This window comes from Amycolatopsis pittospori, from assembly GCF_013870525.1.
GTDB classification, from domain to species: Bacteria; Actinomycetota; Actinomycetes; order Mycobacteriales; family Pseudonocardiaceae; genus Amycolatopsis; species Amycolatopsis pittospori.
The window spans coordinates 1-5,463 of record NZ_JACBXD010000172.1 but is presented as its reverse complement, the minus strand read 5'-3'; the positions used below and the strand labels follow the sequence as shown (position 1 = coordinate 5,463).

Sequence of the window (5,463 nt, the reverse complement as noted above, 5' to 3'; positions counted from 1 at the left end):
TCTCGCCGTCTCCGGCGCGAAACCGCTGTACCTGACGGCAGGCTTCATCCTGGAGGAAGGCTTCCCGGTCACCGACCTGACCCGGATCGTGGAATCCATGAAGACCGCCGCAGCAGCCGCCGGAGTATCGATCGTGACCGGCGACACGAAAGTCGTCCAACGCGGAAAAGCCGACGGCTGCTACATCAACACCGCCGGCATCGGCCTAACCACCCACCCACAACGACTCGGCGCCGCCACCATCCAGCCCGGCGACGCCATCCTCGTATCAGGCCCGATCGGCGACCACGGCATCACCATCATGCTCGCCCGCGGCGAACTCGACATCGAGGCCGACCTCGTGTCCGACACGGCGCCGGTCCACGGGCTGGTCGCGGCGCTACTGGACGCGGCACCCGGAGTGCGGGCGATGCGCGACGCCACGCGGGGCGGTGTCGCGACGATCCTCAACGAGGCAGCCAAAGCCGCAGACGTCGCCGTGGTCGTCGACGAGGACCAGGTCCCGGTCGGGAGAGAGGTGCGCGGCGCATCGGAACTGCTGGGCATCGACCCGCTCTACGTCGCCTGCGAAGGCCGGATCGTAGTCTTCGTGGACGGCGCGCAGGCCGACACGGCGCTCGCCGCGCTGCGAGGGCACCCGCTCGGCGAGCACGCGGCGATCATCGGCCGGGTCAAGGCCGACCCGCCGGGGCTGGTGCTGCTGAACACCGTGTTCGGCGGGACACGGATCTGCGACCTGCTGGTCGGCGACCCTCTGCCGCGGATCTGCTGAGGGGGGAGGCCGTGCACGAACTGGCGATCACGCAGGCGGCGGTCAACGCGATCCGGCAGCGGATGGGCGACGCCCCGATCCGCACGGTGACGCTGGAGATCGGCGCGCTGGCCGGCGTGGTCGTCGATTCGGTGCGGTTCTGTTTCGAAGTCGTCGTGGACGGCACGCCGTTGCAGGACGCCGTCCTCGAGATCGTCGAGCCGCCCGGACGCGCGCGCTGCCGCGACTGCGCCCGGGAGTTCGTCGTCGAAGAGCCGCGGATCCCGCTGTGCCCGGTCTGTGGTGGCGCCAACCTCAGCGTGCTCGGCGGACAGGAACTCCGGATCAAATCGGTGGAGGTGCAAGGCGAATGTGCGCAACCTGCGGATGCTCGGACGACGCCGGAATCCGGGTGATCGATCCGTCGTCCCCCGGCCACGGACATGGCCACGAGCACGGACACGGCCACGGCCATCCGGAACCGGGACCCGACCGGACCGTGCTGCTGGAACAGGACATTCTCGCGGCCAACGACCGGCTGGCCGCCGACAACCGAAGCTGGCTGGCGTCGAGGGGCATCCACGCGGTGAACGTGATGAGCTCCCCCGGCTCCGGCAAGACGACCCTGCTCGCGCGCACCATCGTCGACCGCGGCGGCGAGCTGCCGATGTCGGTGATCGAAGGCGATCAGGAGACGGTGTTCGACGCCGAACGGATCAAGGCGACCGGCTGCCGCGTGATCCAGGTCAACACCGGCGCCGGCTGTCACCTCGACGCGGGCATGCTGGCCAAGGCGTTGCACACGCTCGCCCCGCCCGGCCGGTCGACGGTGTTCGTCGAGAACGTCGGGAACCTCGTCTGCCCGGCGCTGTTCGACCTCGGCGAGGCCGACCGCGTGGTGGTCATGTCGGTCACCGAGGGCGCGGACAAGCCACTGAAGTACCCGCATATGTTCCGGACCGCCGACGTCGTGCTGCTCAACAAGATCGACCTGCTGCCCTACGTCGACTTCGATGTCGACGTTTTCACCGAAGATCTGCTGCGGGTGAACCCGCGTACGGGGGTGCTGCACCTGTCCGCGACCACCGGTGCCGGGCTCGACGCCTGGTACGCCTGGCTGGCGGACCGGGTCGGCACCCGCGAAATCTGACCGGATCCTGCTCCAACCGGCCCTGGCGGACGGGCGCCCCGTCGACAAGGATCGCCCGATGCGTGACAGCAAGGTGTTCGACCTGATCGCCCGAGGCGGGCTCCTCTGCTATGCCGTCGTGCATCTGCTCGTCGCGTGGCTCGCGGCCCAGGTCGCGCTCGGCGAGACCGCCAAGGCCGACAAGGCGGGCGCACTGCAGGTGGTGGTGGCGAACGGCGGCGCGTGGCTGCTCTGGGTGATCACGGTGGGTCTGGCCGTGCTGGCGCTGTGGCAGCTGAGCGAGGCGATCACCGGGCACCGGCAGGTGAAGGCGCGGCGGCGGGTGGTGCGCCGGGTGGTCAGCGGGATCGAGGTGGTCCTGTACGGCCTCATCGCCTACAGCGCGGCCAAGATCGCCATCGCGGGCGCCGATCAGGGGCAGACCTCCCTGATCGCGGTGATCCTCGCGGAGTCCTATGGCCAGGCGCTGGTGACCGTCGCCGGGATCGTCGTCGTCGCGGTCGCGGTGTTCCTCGCCTCGCGCGGGATCCGGAAGAGCTTCGTGCGGGAACTCGACTTCGGCAGCGCCTCCGGGACGACCAGGACCACGACGATCCGGCTCGGCCAGGTCGGCTGGATCGCGCTCTCCCTCGCCTACGGCACGGTCGGCGTGCTGATGGTCGTTTCCGCGGTCACCTTCGACCCCGCCAAGGCGAGCGGCCTCGACGTCGCGTTGAAGACCCTCGTCGCCCAGCCCTATGGCACGCCGATGCTGCTCGCACTCGCGCTCGGGATCGCCGCTTTCGGCGCCTTCGCTCTGTTGGACGCGCGTTTCCGCAAGATCTGATCTGCCCGGTGCGGCGATCTGTGGAACGGTGTGATCGAACGGAGGTCGTGATGGCAGGAGTGGTCGAACGGATCCGCGAGCAGGGCGAGGACGAACGGCAGGCGCGGATCGTCGAGGTGCTGGTGGAGGCCTTCGACGACCTCATGCGCGCCGACGCGGACGCGTTCCGCCGCAAGTTCCGTAAGATGGCCGCCGCGCCGTTCGCCTTCTACCGCGGCTCGGCGTGCCTGTTCTACGCGGACATGGCACACGAGGAAGACCCCTGGGCGAACGACGAGACCAGCCGCGTGTGGATCCAGGGTGATCTGCACGCCGAGAACTTCGGCAGCTACATGGATTCGTCCGGGACGCTGGTGTTCGACGTCAACGACTTCGACGAGGCCTACCTCGGCTGCTTCACCTGGGATCTCAAGCGGCTGGTGGCCAGTGTCGCGTTACTGGCCTGGAGCAAGGCGATCTCCGACGACGACATCGAGATGCTGATCGGCACCTATCTGCGCGCCTACGTGAAGCAGGTCCGCGAGTACGCCGAACGCCCCGGTGACGAACTGGTGCGGCTCCAGCTCGACAGCACCGAGGGCATTCTGCACAACGTGCTGCTCCGCGCCCGGCTGAAGACCCGGATCGACCTGCTGGACGAAGTGACCACTGTGGAGGATTACGACCGCCGGTTCCGGCACGGCCCGGGCGTCCGGGTGCTGGAAGACGCCGAACGCTCGACCGCGATCAGCGCCTTCGAGTCCTATTTGGACACTATCCCGAAGGGCAAGCGCTTCGGCAGCATCACCTATCGGGTCAAGGACATCGTCGGCCGGACCGGCTTCGGTATCGGCTCGGCCGGGCTGCCCGCGTACAACATCCTCGTCGAGGGGCGCACCCAGGCACTGGAGAACGACGTCGTCCTCTCGATGAAGCAGGGCAATGTCGCCGCGCCGAGCCGGATCGTGTCCGAGCAGAGCATCCGCGACTACTTCACCAACGAAGGCCACCGCACCGCCGTCTCGCAGCGCGCGTTGCAGGCGCACGCGGATCCTTGGCTCGGGTACACGGAAATCGACGGCACCGGCTTCGTCGTCTCCGAGTTGTCGCCCTATGTGGACGATCTCGACTGGTCCGATCTGACCGAGCCAGCCGAGATGCGGCCGGTGCTCGACTACCTCGGCCGGGCGACCGCCAAAATGCATTGTGTGTCCGATTCGGACTCGGAGCAGACGCTCGTGGACTTTCAGAGCGAAGCGGCCATCGCGGCCGTGATCGGTGACCGTGAGGACGAGTTCGTCCGTTCGCTGACCGAGTTCGGGATGGCCTACGCGGAGCAGTCCCGTGAGGACCACCGGTTGTTCGTGGACGCCTTCCGCGGTGGGAAGATCCCCGCCGTCCGGCCCGCCGCGAAGGGCTGACCGGACGACGGGGCCACGGCTACTCGCGGAGACCGATCGCCTCGATCGGCTTCGACCGCAGCGCCACCCGGGTGGAGAGCCCGAGCGAGACCAGGCCGAGCAGGAGCGCGCCGGCGATGACCCCGCCGAAGACGGCGATCGGACCGGACGGCAGCGGGGTCCCGCGCAGGCCGAGGTTCAGCAGGACCAGGGGGATCCCCGCCACCACCGTCCCCAGCACGGCCGCGACACCGACGGTCGCCAGCGCTTCGAACCGCATCATCCGGACCACCTGGCGTTTCGTGGTCCCGATCAGCCGCAGCAGGGCGAACTCCCGCGACCGCTGTGCCGTACTCATCACCAGCGTGTTGGCCACCGAGATCACGACGTAGCCGAGGATCACACCGACCGCGACCAGGTTCACGTAGAACTGGGCCTGCTGCTGCCCACCGGCGGGCGCGGCCACCGACGATCCCGGCGCCACGACCACGCCGGGGTAACGCGTGGCCAGGTCGCGCAGGGCGGCCGTAACCGTCGCGGGGTCGGCGTCGGGTTGCCGCCGCACCAGCACGGAGTCGTCCAACCGGTCGGCGGTATGCGCCCTGGCCAGGTCGACGGGCAGCACGTAGCGACCGAACGCCTGGTCATGGGTGTAGGTGGCGACCAGCCGCAGCTTCGCAGGAGCCCCGTCTCCGAAGAAGAACTCGACCTCGTCGCCGATCTTCTTCTCGTACCAGTCGGCTTCGGATTCGCTCATCGCGACGGTGTTCCCCGTCAGGTCGGTGATCTTGCCGGAAACCACGCCGAGGTCGAGGTTTCCGCGCACCTGGTCGCCCGCCAGGCCCTGCGCCGCGTACCGGTCGACTCGGAGTTTGTCCTGTTCCTGAACCGTGTTCATCACCTCGGTGCGCACGACCGGGGTCGCGGCGGAGACTCCGGGAATCCGTCGCGCGGCCTCGGCCACCTCCGGCGAAAGACCACCGGTGGCGCTGCCGATCACGTGGTCGGCGGTGGTCGACTCGACGGTCTCCTCCTGCCGGGCGGCCGCGGCCGTGGTCTGGCTGTAGAACATCGTCAGCGCGAACGAGACCGCCAGCATCACCGGGGTGACCGCGGCGGCCAGGCGCCGTGAATTGGCCTGGTTGTTGGCGGCGGCCAGGTACCCACTGATCCGCGACGTCCGGTTGAGCACCGGGGCGATCAGCCTCGTCATGAACGCGACCACCTTCGGGCTGACCACGGCGAGCCCGATCACGATGATCAACGCCGACGACGACGAGGCCGCGAGCCCGGCATCGCCACGCAGGAACATCGGGACCACCGCGCCGGCGAGCCCGACCGCCACCAGCGCGCCACC

General features: G+C 68.9%; 6 protein-coding genes. 5 read left to right on the top strand and 1 reads right to left on the bottom strand.

Annotated features, from left to right (window positions below; all coding sequences use genetic code 11):
* The 5 genes from hypE to H5J31_RS39260 form a co-directional block, all read left to right on the top strand.
* Positions 1–772 (top strand): hydrogenase expression/formation protein HypE (gene hypE, locus H5J31_RS39280; protein ID WP_181777727.1); only part of this gene is annotated, 772 nt, incomplete at its 5' end.
* Positions 773–783: 11 nt separating this feature from the next.
* On the top strand, positions 784–1,167 hold the full coding sequence (locus tag H5J31_RS39275) for a hydrogenase maturation nickel metallochaperone HypA/HybF (RefSeq protein ID WP_181777726.1): 384 nt from the start codon (positions 784–786) through the stop codon (positions 1,165–1,167).
* Positions 1,122–1,901: a hydrogenase nickel incorporation protein HypB gene (hypB, locus tag H5J31_RS39270; protein ID WP_181777725.1), complete on the top strand. Its 780-nt coding sequence runs from the start codon at positions 1,122–1,124 to the stop codon at positions 1,899–1,901. Before H5J31_RS39275 ends, hypB begins: the two co-directional genes overlap by 46 nt.
* Positions 1,902–1,959: 58 nt before the next feature.
* The gene (locus tag H5J31_RS39265; protein WP_181777724.1) at positions 1,960–2,727 is read left to right on the top strand and encodes a DUF1206 domain-containing protein; all 768 of its coding nucleotides are present in this window, start codon (positions 1,960–1,962) and stop codon (positions 2,725–2,727) included.
* Between the two features lie 50 nt (positions 2,728–2,777).
* A complete protein-coding gene (locus tag H5J31_RS39260) occupies positions 2,778–4,127 on the top strand; it encodes a DUF2252 domain-containing protein (RefSeq protein ID WP_181777723.1) in 1,350 nt (449 codons plus the stop codon).
* A gap of 19 nt (positions 4,128–4,146) precedes the next feature.
* Here the strand turns inward: H5J31_RS39260 and H5J31_RS39255 are convergent.
* Positions 4,147–5,463: ABC transporter permease (locus tag H5J31_RS39255; RefSeq protein WP_181777722.1), on the bottom strand; the 1,317-nt coding region annotated here is incomplete at its 5' end.